Genomic DNA, 17,454 nt, shown 5'->3' with positions numbered 1-17,454 from the left:
GCGGACCAGCCCGCAGCAACGCATTCGCCCCCGCATCGGTGTCGAAACCGAAGGCGAGGGCGGTAACAGAATGTCGAAAAATCAGGCTTTGAATCAGACGGTCGGTGCGTCTGCCTGCAACAGTTGCCACGCGTCGTAAGCCGAGATCACCGTCTCCATCTGCGCCGTATGGCCTGCAATGAAATCGTCGCCGTAGATCGTCTCGTCCGGATATTCGGTGATCAGCGTCAGCGGCACGGTGTGGCGGTCATCGACCGATGACAGGCATGGGAAACCGTTGATGATGCGAAAACCCGTCTCGCCGGCATGGGTTTCATAAAGCGCGATCTGCCGGTTGTTATAATCGAGAATGCCCGGAATGGCGCCGAGGTGACGGGTGACGTGGTCGAGCATGGCTTCGGCTTGGCTCGTCCAGCCTGCGTGATGGCGCATGACGAGGAAGAAACCTTTCGGCAGCGTCCACATGGCAAAATTGCGCGGCACGTAACCGGAGAGCGGGCGTGTCCATTCATGCGACGGGTAACCGTGCAGGTTCACATGCAGCTTTGCGCCGCTCAGGTCCTGCGCCGCGAAACGGATGGCCTTTTCGTTCAGGTGTTTTCCGGAGTTTTCGCGGGTGCGGTATTCGAGGTCGTCACCCAGCGCCGTGTAACGCGCGGCGTGGTGCATGTGGCGCGGGTTGTCGACGCGCAAACGCTGGTGCAGCGCGTAACCATCCGGGTTTTCCAGCGGCGAGATGGTGAAATGCGCGTTGCTGCGTTCCTTGAGGGCACGCGCGGCGCGGATGGCACCGACAATGCCTGTCGTCTCGTTCGGGTGCTGACCACCGCTGATCATCACGGCGGCATCGCTGCCCTTGACGTAACGGGCAGAGAGCGCGCGGCCGGAACGGGAATTGGCGGAAAACTCTTCACCGCCGATCTCGGCCAGCAGCTTTGCCATCTGGCTGGCTGCCGGCGGTTCGATGGCCGTATCGATCGCCTGTTCTGCGCCGTCGAGGAAACCGGTCGTCAGCGGACGGGTTTCGACACGGATGCTGATTTCACCAGTGCTCTGAACGATTTCCGGCACGATCTGGCCGGGCTTCAGGCCACGATCGCCAAGCGGACGGCCGGATTTCTTCTGAAAGAATTCCAGCAGCGAGAAATAAAAGTCTTCGTGCAGGGCCTCGCGCAGGCTCACCACCTCGTCGCCGACCGGCAGTTCCATGTCTTCGGCCGGATGCGCAACGCGGATGTTCAGTTCTTCGAAATAAGGTTCGGTCGAACCCCAGTCGTAACCGGCAATGGCATCGATTGCGCCATGAAACAGTCGCTCGTAATCTGTTTCGAGACGTTCTCCCGCCTCGTCGCCGTCTGCACGATACCAGCCTGTCGGTGAGACATTGGTTTCGCCAACGACATCTTCATGCACGCGGTTCGGCACCAGAACCTTCAGCGTTTCCGTCTGACCATTCCGCGTCAGTGCCACGTCGTAAAAGAGCTCACCATCCTCGCGGGCAATGAACGCGATTTTTGCGTCACCGACCAGCGCTGCCAGCGGATAGGCTTCGAGGCGAAAACGATTGGCCGGCGCATTGGCATGCACGGGATAACGCACCTCGATTTCCGTCACGCCGGGAAGGTCGATCTCTTCAAGGAAGGTGAAGAGAAGCGGCTTGTAGGCGCTGCGGATGCGGGCGGTGATGCCCTTGTCCTTCAGCGCCGCTTCCGTGGCGCGGCGGCTCTTCGTATCGTCGAAAGTCCAGGCTTCGAAGGAGAGGCCGGGCTTGGCACCGGTGACCAGAGTTTCAAGAGTGCGCGGAACGGAAGTCTCGAAGATCGAAGTCATGGTGCTAAGCCTTGCTGTAATCGAAGAGGTTATCTGGAGGTGCGGCCGGTCGGGTCGAGGCTGTCGCGCAGCCAGTCCCCGAGCAGGTTGAGGCCAAGCACGGTGAGCAGGATGGCGAGGCCCGGAAAGACGCTGACCCACCATGCCGTTTGCAGATAGGTGCGGCCGTCGGCCAGCATGCCGCCCCAGCTCGGGATGGTCGGATCGACGCCGAGGCCGAGGAAGGTCAGGCTGCTTTCCAGGAGGATGTTGTTGGCGACGTTCAGCGTCATCAACACGATCACCGGGCCGATCAGGTTCGGCAGCAGGTGCTGAAAGATGATGCGCCAGTCTTTGACACCGATCGCGCGCGCCGAAAGGATGAACTCGCGCTCACGCAGCGTCAGCACCGAGCCGCGCACCAGACGGGCATATTGCACCCATTGCGACACGATCAGCAGGATGATCGTGTTGGTAAGGCTACCGCCGACGATGGCGATGAAGGTGATGGCGAGCAGAATGAATGGCATGGCCAACTGCAGGTCGGCGAAACGCATGACCAGCATGTCCCAGAAGCCACGGTAATAACCTGCAATCAGGCCCATCAGCACGCCGAAAATCACGGCGCCGATGACCGAGGTGAAGCCGACCAGAAGCGAGATTTTGCCACCGGCAACGACACGGGCAAGCACGTCACGGCCGAGCGGATCGGTGCCGAACGGGAAGGCGGCGTTGGTGAAGGGTTTGACCAGACGCGCCATCAGATTGATTTTGTCGGCGCCGCCGGGAAACAGGATGTCGGAGAACAGCACGGCGAGGCAGATGACGACCGTCAGCACCGTGCCGAGGATGAATTCGAGGCTCGCGAAGCGCGACAGGCGGGAGGTTTTTGCAGCCATTGTCGTTTACTCCGTGCGGATGCGGGGATCGACGAGGCCATAGGCGATGTCGACCAGAAGGTTGATGCCGACGATCATCAGCGACAAAACGGTGATGACGGCCTGGAGAACGGGGAAATCGCGGGCGCCGACGGCGTCGAAGGCAAGCGTGCCCATGCCCGGCCAGTTGAACACGCGCTCGATGACGACGATGCCGCCGAGCAGGCCGCCGAACTGCAGGCCGAAATAGGTGATCAGCGGAATGGCGCAGTTGCGCAGCGCGTGTTTGTAGAGAACCTTGCTTTCGGAAAGTCCCTTGGCGCGCGCCACCATGATATATTGCGACTGCAGCGTTTCCAGCATCGAGGTGCGCACGAGGCGGACATTGGTCGCGGTCAAGATGACACCCATGGTGACGGCCGGCATCACATAGCTTGCAAAGCCCGACATGCCGCTCGGCGGCAGCCAGCCCAGCGTGATGGCAAACAGCAGCACCAGCATGGTGGCGAGCCAGAAATTCGGGAAGGACAGACCGATCAGCGAAAAGATGCGGATCGCCTGATCGGCGGCCTTGCCACGCGAGGTGGCGGCCTTGATGCCGAGCGGGATGGACAGCACGATCGACACGAACATCGAGATGAAGGCGAGCAGCAGCGTTGCCGGCAGGGCATGGCCGATCAGCAGGGAAACCGAGGTGCCGCCGGAAAAGCTGCGACCGAAATCGAGCGTCACCAGACCCTTGATGAAATTCCAGTACTGGACGAGGAACGGCTGATCGGTGCCGAGCGACGCACGAATGCGCGCAAGGTCATCCTCCGTCATACTGCCGCCACCCTGAAACATCGTGACGGCCGGATCGCCGGTCAGGCGAATGGCGAAAGAGACGACGAGCGTGATGGCGATGACGACGAAAATCGCCTGTAGCAATCGCTTGATGAGGAAACCGGCCACGTTCTAGTTCCTAAAAGAGAAGTCCTGCCCCGCCCGCTGATGCGGGCGAGGCGATTTGTCGGTCGTTAAGGCCGATTACTCGACGGTGACGTCGGTCAGCTTCAGGCGGTTGTCCGGGGGAGCGATGAAGCCCTTGACGCGCTTGTTGATGCCGAAGATGGCGTTGCTGTTGTACAGCGGAAGCTCAAGAGCGCGTTCCGATGCGTAGGCGGCAACTTCCTTGAGGATCTTTTCGCGCGCGGCACGGTCGGTCAGCGGACGCTGCGATTCCAGCAGCTTGTCCAGCTTTTCGTCCTTGTCGTAGGGGTTCCACTTTTCGCCGGAATGGTACATCGAATACGCCGTGTTGTCGTAATCGAAGGTCCAACCGCCCCACTTCTGCTGGAACATCGCGCCGGTCTTGCCCTGCGGGATGATGTCGTTGAGCAGAACATTGGTCTCATAGGGCTTGATGGTGGCGGTGATGCCGACCATCGACAGATAGCTGGAAATGACCTGCGCCACTTCGTTCATCGTCGCGTCATTGCCGCGGATGTCGATCTGCAGCGTCGCACCGGCCTTCACGCCGGCTTCCGCCAGCAGCTTCTTGGCACCGGCCGGATCGTAAGGAATTGCCTTGAGGTCCGGGTCGAAGCCGAAGGACAGCGCGCTCTGGAAGCTGGTGATCTCGGATGCTTGACCGGCAAGGATCGACTGAACGATCGTGGCGCGATCAACGGCCATGATGATCGCTTGGCGCACCTTCGGATCGGCAGTGATGCCGTCGCGGGTGTTGAAGCGCAGGGCATCGACGGTCGGGCCGGGAACGGAAACGATTTCCAGCTTGTCGTCGCCCTGGATGACCGGCAGCATGCCGATCGGGATGGTCGGCGGGATCACCAGATCGACGCGGCCGGCCTGCAGTTCGGCGACAGCCGTTGCCGGCTCGGCGATGAAGCGGAATTCCAGTTCCGACAGTTTTGGAGCGCCGCCCCAATAGTCGGCATTGGCTTCCAGCTTGATATCGACCTTGGGCTGGTAGGAGACGAACTTGAACGCGCCTGTGCCAACCGGGTTGAGGTTGAAATTGTCCTCACCCTTTTCCTGAATGTATTTCGGCGGCACGATCATGGCGCCATAACCGGCAAGCTTGGTCAGCAGAACCGGATCCGGGGCCTTGAGCTTGAGATCGACCGTATAGTCGTCGATCACTTCAACGCTTTCGATCGAGATGTAGTTGGAACGCTGCGGACCCTTGGCACCCTGTTCGCCGAGAAGGCGCTCGAAGGTGAATTTTACGGCCGCGGCATTGAAGGGCTCGCCGTTGTGGAACTTGACGTTCTGGCGAAGCTTGAAGCGGATGCGCTTGCCTTCGTCCAGTTCGGTCCACGATTCAGCAAGACCCGGCACCAGCTTGAGGTCGGGACCGCGATAGGTCAGGCCGTCAAAAATGTTGGTGGCAACGGCTGCCCATTGCACGAGAAACGTATCGATCGGATCCCAGCTGCCCGGATCCTGCGGGCTCGAAATCGTCATTTTGCCGGCGGCAAGAGCGGGCGTCGCCGTCATTGCCGTACCAGACAGGGCAAGCGCCATGAAGGTCGCTGCCATTCCCCGTTTGAACGTTGTCATTACCTGTTCCTCTTCAGATGCTCTGCGATTGTTTCGCGTTTATTCAGGCGCTCTTCGCGACGAAGTGGCCTGGATTGATTTCCTCGTGCACGAGGACCGGGCGCTCGTCGCCGACGCGGCGCACCGGATTGGGGATTTCGCCTTCGATCATAGCCGACTGGCGCGGCACCGTCGGATCGGCGACCGGCACGGCCGAAAGAAGGCGGCGGGTATAGTCATGGCCCGGCGTTTCAAACACCTGCCGGCGCGAACCCATTTCCATGATCTGGCCAAGATAGAGCACGGCAACGCGGTGGCTCATCTTTTCCACCACCGCCATGTCATGGCTGATGAACAGATAGGCGAGACCGCGTTCGGCCTGCAGGTCCATGAACAGGTTGATGATCTGCGCCTGAATGGAGACGTCGAGCGCGGACAGCGCTTCGTCGGCAATGATCAGCTTCGGATCGGAGGCAAGCGCGCGGGCAATGCAGACACGCTGGCGCTGGCCGCCGGAAAACTCGTGCGGATAACGCGAGGCAACGTCGGACGACAGGCCGACACGCTCCAGCAGTTCATCGACGCGGCGTTTGACTGCCTTGCTGTCGGAGATCAGCGAATGGGTGTTGATCGGCTCGGCAATGGAGAAACCGACCGTCTTGCGCGGATCGAGCGAAGCGAACGGGTCCTGAAAGATATACTGCACTTCCTGCCGCATGCGAAAGCGTTCCGCCGCCGACATCGAGGAAAAGGTGCGGCCGTTGAACGAAATCTCGCCGCCCATCGACGATTGCAGCTGCTGGATCGTGCGGCCGATCGTCGATTTGCCGGAACCGCTTTCGCCGACCAGCGCCAGCGTTTCGCCCGGATGGATATCGAAGGAAACCTTCTGCACGGCGCTGCAGCGATGCGTCGCCTTGCCGAAAATGTTCTTCTTGATGTCGAAACGGACAAACAGGTCCTTGACCGACAGAAGCGGCTTTTCGTCGTATTTGGCCGTGTCCTGAATGCGCTCTTCGCCGCCCAGCGCCGGCTCGCCGTCCTGCAAAACGGTCAGCGGCAGGCGTTTTGGAAAATCCTCGCCGGTCATGCTGCCGAGCTTCGGCACGGCGGAAAGAAGCGCCTTGGTATAGGGATGCTGCGGGTTGGCAAAAATCTCGCGAACCGGACCTTCCTCGACCTTCTTGCCCTTCCACATGACGACGACATGGTCGGCCATTTCGGCAACCACGCCCATGTCATGGGTGATGAACACCATGCCCATGCCGAGCGTCTTCTGCAGGTCGCGCATGATGTTGAGGATCTGCGCCTGAATGGTGACGTCGAGCGCCGTGGTCGGCTCGTCGGCGATCAGCAGCTTTGGCCGGCAGGCAAGCGCCATAGCGATCATCACGCGCTGGCGCATGCCGCCGGAGAGCTGATGTGGATAGCGCGTCAGAAGCTCGGCCGAGTCGGGCAGGCGCACCATGTCGAGCAGACGGCCGGCTTCCGCCATGGCAGCCGGCTTGCCCATCTTCTCGTGCAGCATCAGCACTTCGCAGATCTGGTCACCGATGGTGAAGACCGGGTTGAGCGACGTCATCGGCTCCTGGAAGATCATGGCGATCTCCTTGCCGCGGATCGAGCGCATCTCCTTCTGGGAGGCCTTCAGGAGGTCTCGGTCGTTGAACAGGATGCGGCCGCTCGCGTATTTCGCGCCCATCATGTCGGCAAGCCGCATGGTCGACAGCGATGTGACCGACTTGCCGGAACCGGATTCGCCGACAACGGCAACCGTCTGGCCGGCCGCGACCGTAAACGACAGGTCGTCGACGACACGGCTGGAGCCGAATTCGACGCTCAGATTTTCGACCGACAGAAGCGGCTTGTTGTTTTCGCTCATGGTCATGTCCGTGTCTCCGGCTTGGCCTGTTCGGTCGTTGAAATGGTGCCGCTGGCGATGCGGGCAATGACGGCGCCTGCCGTCTGTGAAGAACCGGCTTCGGCAAGGATCCTGATGGTGCCGGCAATCGGTGCGCTGACCGCTGTCTCCATCTTCATCACGTCCATCATTGCCAGCACGTCACCCTTTTCGACAGGTGCGCCATCGGAAACATTCCAGTGAACGAGCAGGCCCGGAACCGGGGCGAGAACCGCGCCGATATCGGTTTCATCATTCTTGTCGCTGTTGTTCTGTGCCGCCGAAAGCGGGCCGAGCAGGCGCAGAAAACTGTCTGGAATGCCGATCTCGACACGCTTGCCGTCGATTTCGACATGGCCGCGCAACAAGCCGGTGCCTGATTCCGGGGCAGGGCGGCTGGCTGCTTCCAGCGTCTCGGCAAAATCGGTCTCGATCCAGCGCGTGTGAACGCGGAAATCCTTGGCGAAATCGTCATGCGCGATGACGGCGCGATGGAAGGGCAGCACGGAGGGCACGCCATCTATGGCGAATTCATCCAGCGCTCGGCGCGACCGTACAATCGCCTGTTCGCGGGTTGCGCCCCAGATGATCAGCTTGGCCGACAGGGAATCGAACATCGGCGGAATGGCCGAGCCGGAGACGACGCCCGAATCCAGACGCACACCGGGGCCGGAAGGAGCGGCAAATCTGGAAATCTCACCGGCAGAGGGCAGAAAGCCACGGCCCGGATCTTCCATGTTGATGCGGAACTCGATCGCATGGCCGCGCGGTTCCGGCATCTCGGTCACGCTGACGGCCAAACCTTCGGCGATGCGGAACTGTTCGATGACGAGATCGAGACCGGTCGTTTCTTCCGTTACCGGGTGTTCCACCTGCAGGCGGGTATTGACCTCGAGGAAGGAGATGACGCCATCGGCGCTGAGCAGAAATTCCACAGTTCCGGCACCGGTATAACCGGCGGCCGCGCAGATATCGCGCGATGCCTGATGGATTTTTTCCCGCTGTGCATCGGAGAGGAAAGGCGCAGGTGCTTCCTCGACAAGTTTCTGGTTGCGACGCTGCAAAGAGCAATCGCGGGTCCCCACCACCAGAACATTGCCTAGACGGTCCGCCAGCACCTGCGCCTCGATATGCCGCGGGCGGTCGAGAAACTGCTCGACATAACATTCGCCGCGACCAAAAGCGGCGACAGCCTCGCGGGTCGCCGATGAAAACATTTCTTCGACCTCGTCCAGCTGACGGGCGATCTTCATGCCGCGTCCACCGCCGCCATGCGCCGCCTTGATGGCGATCGGCAGGCCGAATTTCTTGGCAAACGCCAGCGCTTCGGCGGGCGACGAAATCGCGCCATCGGAACCGGCCACCAGCGGCGCGCCGACCTTCTGGGCAATCGCCCGCGCCTGCAGCTTGTCGCCGAGTGCTTCGATGACCTGCGGATCAGGACCGATCCAGATCAGGCCGGCATCGATGACGGCCTGCGCAAACTCGCTGCGCTCCGACAGAAAGCCATAACCCGGATGCACGGCGTCGGCGACCGAACGTTTGGCGATGGCGATCAGCTTGTCGATATCGAGATAGCTGTCCTTGGCGGTCACGCCATCGAGCGCAAAAGCCTCGTCAGCCAGCGTTACGAATAGCGCGTCAGCGTCGGCATCGGCGTAAACGGCGACAGAAGTCAGGCCGTAATCCTTGCAGGCCCGGATGATCCGCACCGCGATCTCGCCGCGGTTTGCTATCAGAACCTTCTTCATGGGCATTTTCCTGCAATGAAACGGGGCGAAAAGTGGCTGATCGCGTTGAAGCGGATTTTTGCGCCCACGGGAATTTGGCCGGCCAGATCGAGATGGTGGCCGGCGACATTGGCAATGACCGGATAACCGCCGGTCAGCGGATGATCGGCAAGAAACAGAACAGGCTGGCCGCTGGCCGGCACCTGCAGCGCCCCACGCATGGTCGCCTCACTCGGCAGTTCGCCGGGGTTGGCGCGCTCAAGTGCTTCACCGGCAAGGCGGATGCCGACGCGGCTCGACTGCGGCGTGACCGACCATTCCTGCGAAAGGAAATTTTCGACGGCGGCATCGGTGAACCAGTCGGTACGAGGCCCCATCACCACGTCGAGCACGACGGTTTCTGTCGCGGACGGCATCGCAAAGCTCGGTTCGTCCGTGGCAACCAGCGAACCGGCTGCTGCCGGCCGAATAGCGACGACGTCACCGGCAACAGGAGCGGCGGGGCCGATCTGCGCCAGCGTATCGGTGGCGGCGCTGCCGAGAACCGGAGCAATATCAAAACCGCCGCGCAGTGCCAGATAGGAACGCATGCCGGCTTCCGGCATCCCGAGCGAAACCACATCGCCGTCATCAAGCGCGATTGCCGTGTGGTGCGGGGCCGAGATCCTGGTGCCATCGGCGCCGGTGATCGAGATCGCAGCCGTCGCGCCCGTCAGAGCCATGACGCCCTGACCGTGCATGCGAAAGCTGAACCCGCCCAGTGTGATCTCAAGCGTCGTGGTGTTTGCCGGGTTGCCGACGATACGGTTGGCGGCCTTGAAACTCGCGCGATCTGCGGCACCCGATACGCTGATACCCTGGCCGGCCTGTCCGGCGCGGCCGAGATCCTGAAAGACGGGCGGCAGGCCGAACGAGACGATTTCGATCGATGATCCGGTATCCGTCTGAACGCGTGCTGCCGGCTTTGCCGCCGGCGTGCTCAAAGCCTTGATCTCGTAGGCCGCGTCTTTCGCCATGTCACGAAACTTGATGCGGCTGCCCGGCTGCAGCAGCGAAGCCGGCACACGGTCGATATCGAACATGGCAAGCGGCGTCGTGCCGATCAGCTGCCAGCCGCCGGGGCTGGTTTTCGGATAGATACCGCTGAATTCGCCGGCAAGGCCGACAGCGCCGGCCGGAACCTGTGTGCGTGGAGATTTGCGGCGCGGCACATTGAGACGTGGATCGCCGCCGGACAGATAGGCAAAACCCGGCGCAAAACCGGTGAAGGCGGCGACATAATCGCTTTCGCCATGCCGGCGGATGATCTCATCGGCGCTCATGCCGAGAATGCCGGCAACCTCGGCCAGATCCTCGCCATCGTAGCGAACCGGAATGTCCACCAATGCGCCGGATGCGGCCTTGCGTTCGCCGCCGGCCAGCGCAGTCACGGTTTCGATCAATGCGTCGTCGGAAATGGTGTAGGGATCGAACGAAATCAGCAGCGTGCGGGCAGCCGGAATGATTTCGCTGATACCTTCGACCGGATTGTTGTTCAGGGCATCGAACAGCGCCAGCGCCTCGCCGAGATCGGCGAGCTCCACGAGAAAGCAATCGCCACGCACCGGTAGGATGCGCATCGACGTGTCTCTGGTCGCTATTGGCATGAGGGAATGCATGGTTGCTCAGGCCGCCCCGGCAAAGGCGCGGATGGCAAGGCCGGACTGTTCGAACACGTCACGCAGACGCCGGGCCATGGCAACCGCACCGGGGCTGTCGCCATGCACGCAGATCGATTGCGCATCCACCTTGGTCAGCGTGCCATCGATCGCTTCGATCACGCCCTCCTTGACCATGCGCACCATGCGGGCGGCAATCAGATCGGGATCATGCAGGACAGAGCCTTTTTCGCGACGCGAGACGAGATTGCCCTCGGCCGTATAGGCGCGGTCGGCAAAGGCTTCGGCAACGACGGTCAGGCCGGCGGCGCGCGCCTGTTCGACAAGCTGCGAACCTGCCAGCGCCATCAGCACCAGCGAAGGATCGATCGCAAGGATGGCGTCGATGACATCCTTGGCCTGCCTCGTATCGATGGCGATGGTGTTGTAGAGGGCGCCATGCGGCTTCACATAGGTGACGCGTGTGCCGGCCGCCTTGGCGAGGCCCTGCAGGGCGCCGATCTGGTAGATCACGTCGCCGATCAGTTCGTCGCTGGTGGGGTCCATATTGCGGCGGCCAAAACCGGCAAGGTCACGGTAACCGACATGCGCGCCAATGGCGACGCCACGCTCGGCGGCAGCGCGGAGAGTCCTGAGAATGCCGGCCGGGTCGCCCGCATGAAATCCGCAGGCCACGTTGGCGCTGCTGACGATATCAAGCATCGCTGAATCATCGCCCATCGCCCATGCGCCAAAACTTTCGCCCAGGTCGCTGTTGATGTCGATGTTCATCATGAACGTTTCTCTCCCGCCTTACTTTGAACAAAAGCTAACAAAGGAGAACAATGCTGTCCATAGTGTTGAACAATTTTTATCTATTGCCCTACAAAGTATCAATTGCTCGCAAAATAGGCATGATTAAAATTTTGCACGGTTTTATTCCCGCTGCCGCAGGAGTTCTGCATCATGCCTCTTGTGAAGAGGCCACGGGCATTCTACCGGAGTAATGAATCTGATCCGCGGATGAAGGGGAAACGGCTTGGCTGCACGCAAACCGCAGGTTGATGAAGCAAGGGGCTCCGTCACGGCCGATGGCCGGATACAGGCGGGTTCGCGCGCGCCGGAAGCGGTGCAGACACTGGCGGAAACCGTCGCGGAGCGTATCCGGGAACAGGTCATCTCCGGCCATCTGACGCCCGGCAGTCACCTGTCGGAACAGACGCTGAGCGACGAATTGCAGGTCTCGCGCAACACGTTGCGGGAAGTTTTCCGCATGCTGACCAAGGAAGGGCTGCTGCGCTACGAGGCCAATCGCGGTGTGTTCGTTTCCACGCCCAGCATGTCGACGATCATCGATATCTACCGTGTCCGGCGTTTCATCGAATGCCCGGCGCTGGCGCAGGCCCATCCGCGCCATCCCGGCGTTGCACGGATGCGCATGGCTGTGGAAAAGGCCCGTCGCTGCCGCGAGGAAAAGGATTGGCTCGGTGTCGGCAGTGCCGATATCGCGTTTCATGCCGCCGTCGTCGAACTGGCCGACAGCCCCAGACTTTCCGCCTTTTATGCCCAGATTTCGCTGGAATTGCGCCTCGTTTTCGGCCTGCTTCAGGATCCGGAATTCCTGCACGGACCATTCATCGACCAGAATCTCGAGATCGTCACGGAGCTTGAGGCGGGCAGGGCGGCTGCCGCCTCCGAATTGCTGGAAGCCTATCTGCTGCGCGCCGAACGTTTCATCCTCGGTGCTTACGCGCGGGTAACCGCCGAAGTCTGATTTGCACTAGCCGACATTGTCCGGCGAGTGGTCTGGAGAGCCGTGTCGGAAGCCACAAAATGCGCGCGCGAAGAAACTGAAGGCGAGTGCTGATTGCACACCTCGGATCATTCGCGGTGGCGCCTGTCTAATGTTCGAACCTGTATGTCACGCCCAGTGAGGGCCTTGACCGCGACCCGTCAGAAGCCATGACAGGCTCACTTCCAGAAGCCGGGCTATCAGAGGCAGCCGGTTTCCCAGCGGTTCGGCGCGATCATTTTCCCAGGCGGTCCATGTCTCGGAGGGCACAGTGAGGAAATCCGCTGCCTCATCGACCGTCAGGTCGATCGCGTCGCGAGCAAGCGACATGCGGCCGCCAATCGTGTCGTCGGCGGAAAAATCCGGTTCGATCTGGTCTCGGTGCATCAGGCACTCCCGTCGGCGATCCGATGTCGCCCGATAGTCAGATAGGCTTCGCCGGTCGTCCGGCGAAGCCCCAGTCGATCAATTTTTTCGAAGACAGAATTAGCCTTCGTCACCGACCCAGTTTTTGATCTGGTCCGGGTGATCCGTGATATATTTTGCCACTGCCGCGTCGTAGGAGGTCGCTTGCGCGTCCGACATGCCGGCCTCGAGATCCGCGAGCGGTATTTTCATGCGCGACAGCAATTCGGCCGCAGCCGGATTGTCGGACTTGAAATCCTTGCGGGAAAGAATGTCGACATGCTCGGTGCCGCCGATCGCCTTTTTCGGATCGTCGATGTAGCGCATCTTGTATTTGCCAAACATCCAATGTGGGCTCCAGGCGGTTGCGACGAACCACTTTTCACCGCGATACGCACGATCGACCGACGACAGCATGCCGGCCTCGCTGGATATCTGCAGCTTGTAGCCGTCGAGTGCATAGTCTTTCAGCGCCTGCTGCGACATGCGCGTCAGGCCCGCACCCGGTTCCGTGCCCTGAATGGTGCCGGACAGCTTTTCCTGAACCTCGGGCTTCTTCAGGTCTTCGAAGGAGGCGATTTCGCTTTCGGGAACATAGGCCGGCACGACCCAGCCCTGCCTTGCGCCGTCATAGATCGTGCCAAGCGTTTCGACTCTGTCTTTGACCTTGCCGTAATAGTCGGCATGCGTCACCGGCAACCATGCCATCAGGATCGCGTCGAGATCACCGCGGCTGACCCCCTGATAAAGCGGTGCCACATCGGTCTGCACCAGTTCGACCTTCTGGCCGAGCTTGTCGTTGATCACCTTGGCGGCAAGCTTGGTGACGAATTCGGCATCGGACCATGGGGCGTATCCGAGTTTCACCGTCTTGGCATCCTGCGCCATGGTCGGCAGTGCGGATGTGGCAAGGAGGGTGGCAGCAAGCCCGAGTGTGGCGCTAAGTGTCGTGCGGCGGGTAAGGCCGGTCTTGGAAAAGATATTCAGCATGTGCTCTCCTTGTGGGAGGTCGGCAAGCGCTGCATCCACGCGGTTTTGGCGTGGAGGTAGCAGATTGCCTTAAATTTCTGGCTTCCAATGTGGAAGTTAAGGACTGGTGGCCGCAAAGCGTTCACGACCGCGCCGGTGAATGGCACGGTCGTGAACGAGAAAAATCAGCCCTTCTCGCCGACCCAGGTTTTGACCTGATCCGGATGGTCCGCGATATATTTTGTCACGGCCTCGTCGTAGGAGGTTTCCTGCGCATTGAACATCGCAGCTTCAAGATCACCGAGCGGCAGCTTCATGCGCGACAGGAATGCGGCGGCCTCGGGGTTTTCGGTCTTGAAATCCTTGGAGGCGAGAATGTCGACATGTTCGGCTTCACCAAGCGACTTCTTCGGGTCGGCGATGTAACGCAGCTTGTACTTACCGAACATCCAGTGGGGGCTCCACGAGGTGGCGACGAACCATTTTTCGCCGCGCATCGCACGGTCGACAGTGGTCAGCATGCCGGCTTCACTGGAAATCTGCAGCTTGTAGTCGTCGAGCGCATAATCCTTGACCGCCTGCTGCGAAAGACGGGTCAGGCCGGCGCCAGGATCGATGCCCTGGATCGCCTTGGAAAGCTTTTCCTGCACTTCCGGCTTCTTCAGATCCTCGATCGAGGCAATCTCGCTTTCCGGAATGTAGGCGGGCACGACCCAGCCGAGCTTGGCGCCGTCGTAAACGGTACCGAGCGTTTCGACGCGGTTCTTCACCTTGTCGAAATAATCGGCATGGGTGGCCGGCAGCCAGGCCATCATCATCGCGTCGATATCGCCACGGCTCACACCCTGATAGAGCGGCGCCACGTCGGTCTGCACCAGTTGCACCTTCTGGCCAAGCTTGTCGGTCATCAGCTTGGCGGCAAGCTTGGTCACGAATTCGGCGTCGGACCATGCGGCATAACCGAGCTTAACGGTCTTGGTTTCCTGCGCCATGGTTGGCAGGGCGGAGCCTGCAACCAGAGCGGCTGCAAGACCAAGCGTTGCGCCAAGAGTGGCACGGCGGGTGGTGCCGGTGGTGAAAAGCGTCTTCAACATGCGTTCTCCTTACGGGAGGTTTGTGATCGCGGGTTCAGCACCCGCATGGGTGGCGCGGGACTGGATCAGGCGTTCGCCGTTGCCAGCTCCTCGCGCTCGGTCTTCTTGAAAAGCAGGCTCCAGAATGCGGCGCGCGGCTTTCCGAGGCTCTGGGTGATGCGGTCGAGAATGACCGCCAGAATGACGACGGCAAGGCCGCCTTCGAAACCGGTGCCGACGTCGAGGCGCTGGATGCCCGTCAGAACCGTGTTGCCGATACCGCCGGCGCCGATCATCGAGGCAATCACCACCATCGACAGCGAAAGCATGATCGTCTGGTTGATGCCGGCCATGATCGAGGGCAGGGCGTTCGGCAGTTGCACCTTGAAGAGAAGCTGCGAAGAGGTGCAGCCAAAGGCGTTGCCGGCCTCGATGAATTCCTCATGCACCTGCCGGATGCCGAGATTGGTGAGGCGCACCACCGGCGGCATGGCGAAGATGACGGTGGCGATGGCGCCCGGCACCGCGCCGAGACCAAAGAACATCGCAGCCGGGATCAGGTAGACGAAGGCCGGCATGGTCTGCATCAGGTCGAGGATAGGGCGTGCAACGGCTGCAACGGAATCGCGGCGTGCCATGGCAATGCCGAGCGGCAGGCCGATGATCATCGCCATCAGCGTCGAGGCGATGACGAGAGCAAGCGTCTCCATCATGGCGTCCCAAAGTCCCATATGGCTGACCAGCCAGAGGGCGACACCGTTCAGGACGCCGAAACCGAAGCCGACACGCCACAGGGACAGCGCTACGAAAATCGCAATGCCGACCGGCATGGGCGTCGAAAGAAGGATGTTCTGGATGCCGGTCGTCACGAAGCCGATCATGGCTGCGATGAAATCGAGGGCGGGCGAAAAGTTGTCGAGGACGTAATTGACGGCTGCATCGATGCCGTCACCAATATCGAAATTCATGTCTGTCTCCGGTTATGGGCCGGTTAAAGGAAGTGGCGGCGCGATCAGGAGGCGCGGTCGAGCGTTTCGAGCAGTGTCGATTTGCTGATGGAACCGAGATAACGCTTGTTGTCATCGATCACAGGCACGGGCCAGGGGCTGGCCGCCACCTTGCCAAGCACGTTGGACAACGGCTCGTCGGCGGCAATCGGCTCGATCTCGGACAGGAAGGCGCCGCGATAGGGGTCGGCCACTTTTTCGCGCATTTTTTCGACCAGCGAGGTCTGGCTGACGACGCCGTGATAGGTCTTGTCGCGGCCGAGGATGATCGCGTATTCTCGGTCAAAGTTCTTCATCCGCTCAAGAGCGGCGGCCGCCGTCGTGCCCTGACGCTCGATGATGGTGATCTGCGTCTTGCGGGCCACGTCGCCGGCCTTGAAGACCTGAGAGACGTCGACATTGCGGAAGAACGACCGCACATAGTCATTGGCCGGGCTCATGACGATTTCGTCCGGCGTGCCAACCTGCACGACATTGCCGTTCTGCATGATGCAGATGCGGTCGCCGATGCGCATCGCCTCGTCGAGGTCATGGCTGACGAACACGATGGTGCGGCTGTGTTCCGATTGCAGGCGGACAAGTTCGTCCTGCATTTCGGTGCGGATCAGCGGGTCGAGCGCGGAAAACGCCTCGTCCATCAGAAGCACGGTCGGTTCGCTGGCCAATGCGCGGGCAAGGCCCACACGCTGTTTCATGCCGCCGGAAAGCTGGTCCGGCTTGCTGTCGGCATAACCTTCAAGGCCAACCGCCTTCAGTGCTGCCATCGCCTTTTCGCGGCGCTCGCTCTCGCCGATGCCGGCAACTTCGAGGCCGAAAGCGGCGTTGTTCAGCACCGTGCGGTTCGGCAGAAGTGCAAACGACTGGAACACCATGCTGATCTCGCGGCGGCGCACGTCGATCAGTTCCCTGCGCGACATCTTGGTGATGTCCTTGCCATCGATCTCGATGGAGCCGGATGTCGGTTCGATCAGCCGGTTCAGAAGGCGAAGAAGAGTGGATTTGCCGGATCCCGACAGGCCCATGATGACGAAGATCTCGCCGGCCTTGATGTCGAATGTGGCATTGTTGACGCCCACCGAGCAGCCGGTCTGGGCGTGGATTTCCGATTTCGTCTTGCCGGCGCGGATCATTTCCAGCGCTTTTTCGGGACGTTCGCCGAAAATCTTGTAGACGTTGTTGATACTGATCTTGGTCGAAGCCGGCTCGGCCGACGCGTCATTTTCAGTTGTAAAAGCCATACATTTCTGGGCCCGTGCTCGATAGCACGGACATACTCCTTGATGATAAATCCTCCGAAAAGGACAGCAGCGCTAGCCTTTCCGGAAGTCTTATGTGTTTCTTTGTCGCATACGATTGTGAATTTCTCAGCAGAAATTCTGACCGTCAGAATATACATCATGTACATTCGCAAAGGCCCGGAAAGTAATTCCGCGCATGCCGTGAGATTTTCCGATCTGTCGATCAGGAAATATGTCGAAGACGAGATCTATGTAGGGCGCTATACGAAAAGTGTCCATAAAAAAATCCCATTTGACGTAATCACGGATGGGTTATGGAGCCGATCTTCTTCGCGGTGCATCGGGCGGAAGTCACTGCCCCATAGGCGTTTCCGGCCGGCGCGGCCATGCCGCGAAGCAGGCAATTTGGCGTGCGGTTTTGACGCGCCTGGAAGATGCCGGGCGCATGCGATGGCACGCATTGCGTGTGGATGGC

General features: G+C 60.6%; 14 protein-coding genes. 1 reads left to right on the top strand and 13 read right to left on the bottom strand.

Annotation, left to right across the window (positions count from 1 at the left end; genetic code table 11):
• Nucleotides 1–93: 93 nt before the first annotated feature.
• From AAIH70_RS23495 to AAIH70_RS23460, 8 genes are all read right to left on the bottom strand, one after another.
• Nucleotides 94–1,830 (bottom strand): M14 family metallopeptidase, encoded by a 1,737-nt coding sequence (locus tag AAIH70_RS23495; protein WP_132278307.1) that lies wholly within the window; start codon nt 1,828–1,830, stop codon nt 94–96.
• 29 nt (nt 1,831–1,859) lie between these two features.
• Nucleotides 1,860–2,708: an ABC transporter permease gene (locus AAIH70_RS23490; RefSeq protein ID WP_132278309.1), complete on the bottom strand. Its 849-nt coding sequence runs from the start codon at nt 2,706–2,708 to the stop codon at nt 1,860–1,862.
• A gap of 6 nt (nt 2,709–2,714) precedes the next feature.
• Nucleotides 2,715–3,638, bottom strand: coding sequence for an ABC transporter permease (locus AAIH70_RS23485; protein WP_132278311.1), 924 nt, complete (start codon nt 3,636–3,638; stop codon nt 2,715–2,717).
• 75 nt (nt 3,639–3,713) lie between these two features.
• Nucleotides 3,714–5,249 (bottom strand): ABC transporter substrate-binding protein, encoded by a 1,536-nt coding sequence (locus AAIH70_RS23480; RefSeq protein WP_132278313.1) that lies wholly within the window; start codon nt 5,247–5,249, stop codon nt 3,714–3,716.
• Between the two features lie 43 nt (nt 5,250–5,292).
• A complete protein-coding gene (locus AAIH70_RS23475; RefSeq protein WP_132278476.1) occupies nt 5,293–7,110 on the bottom strand; it encodes an ABC transporter ATP-binding protein in 1,818 nt (605 codons plus the stop codon).
• A 2-nt stretch (nt 7,111–7,112) separates the two neighbouring features.
• Nucleotides 7,113–8,879, bottom strand: a complete 1,767-nt coding sequence (locus AAIH70_RS23470) for an acetyl/propionyl/methylcrotonyl-CoA carboxylase subunit alpha (protein ID WP_132278315.1) — start codon at nt 8,877–8,879, stop codon at nt 7,113–7,115.
• A complete protein-coding gene (locus tag AAIH70_RS23465) occupies nt 8,876–10,477 on the bottom strand; it encodes an urea amidolyase family protein (RefSeq protein ID WP_132278317.1) in 1,602 nt (533 codons plus the stop codon). Before AAIH70_RS23465 ends, AAIH70_RS23470 begins: the two co-directional genes overlap by 4 nt.
• A 45-nt stretch (nt 10,478–10,522) precedes the next feature.
• A complete protein-coding gene (locus AAIH70_RS23460; protein WP_207908301.1) occupies nt 10,523–11,290 on the bottom strand; it encodes a LamB/YcsF family protein in 768 nt (255 codons plus the stop codon).
• A 304-nt stretch (nt 11,291–11,594) separates the two neighbouring features.
• Between AAIH70_RS23460 and AAIH70_RS23455 the strand changes: the two genes are divergently transcribed.
• Nucleotides 11,595–12,269: a GntR family transcriptional regulator gene (locus tag AAIH70_RS23455; RefSeq protein ID WP_207908306.1), complete on the top strand. Its 675-nt coding sequence runs from the start codon at nt 11,595–11,597 to the stop codon at nt 12,267–12,269.
• 147 nt (nt 12,270–12,416) lie between these two features.
• Here AAIH70_RS23455 and AAIH70_RS23450 read toward each other — a convergent pair whose 3' ends face one another.
• The 5 genes from AAIH70_RS23450 to proV all read right to left on the bottom strand — a co-directional run bounded on the left by AAIH70_RS23450 (nt 12,417) and on the right by proV (nt 16,979).
• Complete coding sequence (locus AAIH70_RS23450; RefSeq protein WP_132278319.1) at nt 12,417–12,674, bottom strand: transcriptional regulator; 258 nt, start codon at nt 12,672–12,674, stop codon at nt 12,417–12,419.
• A 99-nt stretch (nt 12,675–12,773) separates the two neighbouring features.
• Nucleotides 12,774–13,682 carry a glycine betaine ABC transporter substrate-binding protein gene (locus AAIH70_RS23445; protein WP_245519303.1) on the bottom strand — a complete coding sequence of 303 codons (909 nt, stop codon included), beginning with the start codon at nt 13,680–13,682 and terminating at the stop codon, nt 12,774–12,776.
• A 164-nt stretch (nt 13,683–13,846) separates the two neighbouring features.
• Entirely contained in the window at nt 13,847–14,653 is an 807-nt protein-coding gene (locus AAIH70_RS23440) for a glycine betaine ABC transporter substrate-binding protein (protein ID WP_430035864.1), read from the bottom strand.
• Nucleotides 14,654–14,820: 167 nt separating this feature from the next.
• Nucleotides 14,821–15,702: an ABC transporter permease gene (locus tag AAIH70_RS23435; RefSeq protein WP_430035819.1), complete on the bottom strand. Its 882-nt coding sequence runs from the start codon at nt 15,700–15,702 to the stop codon at nt 14,821–14,823.
• A gap of 44 nt (nt 15,703–15,746) precedes the next feature.
• A complete protein-coding gene (gene proV / locus AAIH70_RS23430; protein WP_132278325.1) occupies nt 15,747–16,979 on the bottom strand; it encodes a glycine betaine/L-proline ABC transporter ATP-binding protein ProV in 1,233 nt (410 codons plus the stop codon).
• Nucleotides 16,980–17,454 lie beyond the last annotated feature (475 nt).

Source organism: Neorhizobium sp. BT27B (assembly GCF_050455485.1).
Taxonomy (GTDB): domain Bacteria; phylum Pseudomonadota; class Alphaproteobacteria; order Rhizobiales; family Rhizobiaceae; genus Neorhizobium.
This window is presented reverse-complemented; position numbering and strand designations above follow the sequence as displayed.

Bases quoted from the DNA above. Each gene is read 5' to 3' on its own strand.
- AAIH70_RS23460 (WP_207908301.1), bottom strand. From the start codon at position 11,290: ATGATGAACATCGACATCAACAGCGACCTGGGCGAAAGTTTTGGCGCA.
- proV (WP_132278325.1), bottom strand. From the start codon at position 16,979: ATGGCTTTTACAACTGAAAATGACGCGTCGGCCGAGCCGGCTTCGACC.
- AAIH70_RS23490 (WP_132278309.1), bottom strand. From the start codon at position 2,708: ATGGCTGCAAAAACCTCCCGCCTGTCGCGCTTCGCGAGCCTCGAATTC.
- AAIH70_RS23435 (WP_430035819.1), bottom strand. From the start codon at position 15,702: ATGAATTTCGATATTGGTGACGGCATCGATGCAGCCGTCAATTACGTC.
- AAIH70_RS23450 (WP_132278319.1), bottom strand. From the start codon at position 12,674: ATGCACCGAGACCAGATCGAACCGGATTTTTCCGCCGACGACACGATT.
- AAIH70_RS23445 (WP_245519303.1), bottom strand. From the start codon at position 13,682: ATGCTGAATATCTTTTCCAAGACCGGCCTTACCCGCCGCACGACACTT.
- AAIH70_RS23475 (WP_132278476.1), bottom strand. From the start codon at position 7,110: ATGAGCGAAAACAACAAGCCGCTTCTGTCGGTCGAAAATCTGAGCGTC.
- AAIH70_RS23480 (WP_132278313.1), bottom strand. From the start codon at position 5,249: ATGACAACGTTCAAACGGGGAATGGCAGCGACCTTCATGGCGCTTGCC.
- AAIH70_RS23465 (WP_132278317.1), bottom strand. From the start codon at position 10,477: ATGCGCATCCTACCGGTGCGTGGCGATTGCTTTCTCGTGGAGCTCGCC.
- AAIH70_RS23470 (WP_132278315.1), bottom strand. From the start codon at position 8,879: ATGAAGAAGGTTCTGATAGCAAACCGCGGCGAGATCGCGGTGCGGATC.
- AAIH70_RS23440 (WP_430035864.1), bottom strand. From the start codon at position 14,653: ATGGCGCAGGAAACCAAGACCGTTAAGCTCGGTTATGCCGCATGGTCC.
- AAIH70_RS23495 (WP_132278307.1), bottom strand. From the start codon at position 1,830: ATGACTTCGATCTTCGAGACTTCCGTTCCGCGCACTCTTGAAACTCTG.